Annotated in this window: 2 protein-coding genes; one reads left to right on the top strand and one right to left on the bottom strand. The window is 59.4% G+C overall.

What is annotated here, in order from left to right; translation table 11 throughout:
* Nucleotides 1-343: 343 nt before the first annotated feature.
* Nucleotides 344-1,807, bottom strand: a complete 1,464-nt coding sequence (locus tag AC5DC2_RS23470) for a sensor domain-containing diguanylate cyclase (RefSeq protein ID WP_491700229.1) — start codon at nucleotides 1,805-1,807, stop codon at nucleotides 344-346.
* 38 nt (nucleotides 1,808-1,845) lie between these two features.
* On the opposite strand from AC5DC2_RS23470, the gene AC5DC2_RS23465 reads away from it, so the two are divergent.
* Nucleotides 1,846-2,069: hypothetical protein (locus AC5DC2_RS23465; protein WP_491700228.1), on the top strand; the 224-nt coding region annotated here is incomplete at its 3' end.

Genomic DNA, 2,069 nt, shown 5'->3' with positions numbered 1-2,069 from the left:
GGTAACTCCAGTCTCCTCGGTACGCTCCGAATGGACAACCTCCTGAAAGCCCACAGTTAGAGCGCCGTGCGTCCGAATGGACGCACGGCGCTCTAGGTTTCGACCGGTCTTGATGACACCGTTTTGCCGGACGAGCAATATGTGAACGGAAGAGAAGCGGACAGAAAATGTCACTGAGCCGACACGTGTTCGAGGCCGGACCCGACCTGCAATGACGACACAGTTCCCAGTCTCAATAAAACGAAAGGGATCAGAACATTAACAGATATTCTGGAGATATTGGATCAGCTAGCGTGCCGGAATATTCGACATTCGCTCAGGCCGCCTTCCGGGACCGGCCGGTTTATCCGTCGGAGCCGGTCTTGCGCTGGAGAGCGTAGTATTCGCGTTTCTGGCGGTACATTTCAGCATCGGCGCGGCGGACCGCGGATTCGATCGTTTCGCCGGCTTCGCAGACCGCGATCCCGGCGGAAATGCTGATCGGGGCATCGGCATAGAACTGGTTGTTGACCTTCAGCACCTTGTGGATTTCCTCGAGCGCCACCGCGGCCGCCTCGTAATCCGCGCCGGGCATCAGCACGGCGAACTCGTCGCCGCCGATGCGCGCGGCGCAATTGGGCTGGCAGACCGATTCGTTGAGAACCTCGCCAAGCCTGCGCAGAAGGCTGTCGCCGGCATCGTGCCCGAGTGCGTCATTGGCGTCCTTCAGGCCGTTGAGGTCGATGATCAGCACGCCGATGGGGCGGAAATTCTTGCGTTCCAGGCGGTTGATCTCCTCGGTGTAGAAGGAGCGGTTGTAGAGCTTGGTCAGAACATCGTGGCGCCCCAGATATTCGAGATAGGCTTCCGCCTTCTTGCGCGCGGTGATGTCGGTCAGCGAGACGAGAACGAGCGACCAGTCATCCTCATGGCCGGGGAAGACCGAAAACTGCAGGAGAACATAGCGTTCGGAGCCGTCCAGCGCGTAATTCATGACTTCGTGGGTATGCAGGAGGCGGCCCTCCCACAGGTCGATCAGCTGCTCGCGGAAATGGTCTTCGACATCGTCGCGAAACACCGCATGCTGGTTTTGCAGCAGGGCCTGCCGGTCTGGCGCGCGGAACATGTCGAGCGTCGCCTGGTTGACGTCGATCACACGGATTTCGCTCAGACACTGGCGCACGAATTCGGGGTGCACGTCCATGAATACCCTGAGATCGACGATATGGCGGGCGCGCAGTTCGTCGAGCATGACCCGGATGCGGGAAAAATCCTCGACCCAGAGCGAAACCGGCGAATGTTCGAACAGGCCCTTGGCATAGAGCGACTGACGGCGTTCCCGGCGGTGAGCGTCCTCGCGCTCGGTGACGTCCTCCGTTGCCAGGAGAATGTAGTCGAGCGTTTTCTCGTGGCCCGGCATCACCTGGCCGCGCAGCTGCACGTCCAGCCGCTTGCCGGAGAGCGTGTAGTTGACGGTGTAGCTGGTGAAGTTGGACTTGCCCTCGAACAGCTGGGTCAGTTCGTCGATATGGGTCTCCAGCATGTCGTCGCGGAAGACCGCGGTGATATTGTTGACGAGATTGGACGTGTCGCGCGCTTCAAACAGCTCGAGCGTCTTGCGGTTCACCTTCACCACACGGATGGCCCTGGCGCATGCGGCAACGCGGGATATGTCGGCGCGGAGAAAAGAGGCGATATCCGTGACGCCTTCGGCGCGCCATGCGTCGAAAAGGGCTTTCACCGCGCTGAAGTCCTCGACCCACATGGCGATCGGGGCCAGCTCGAACATCTCGTTTTCGAGAGAACTGTTGTTCAAGGTTCTGCTCATTCTTTTCAATAGAGCCTTTCTCAGGCGACCTGGCGACATTGCGTGCGGGCGAGGCTGCGCCCCCATCGACGTGTCAAAGCGGCGATCCTATAGCGATTTCGCCGTTCTGCAAAGCAGGCGAGGGCTTTCCGAAGAAGGGCAACAGCTTCCTGGAGCAGGCCAAGAATTTTACTGAGGATGACTTTTGCGATACGGGCAAGGGCTTTCCGAAGAAAGGCAAGAGCTTCACGGAGCGGGCCAAGGGCACCACTGAAGAAGACTT

It is taken from the genome of Martelella sp., assembly GCF_984369615.1.
Note: the sequence above shows the minus strand (reverse complement) of the source record. Positions and strands in the feature narration are given on the sequence as shown.

Coding starts and splice junctions, on each gene's coding strand:
- AC5DC2_RS23470 (WP_491700229.1), bottom strand. CDS start 1,807: ATGAGCAGAACCTTGAACAACAGTTCTCTCGAAAACGAGATGTTCGAG.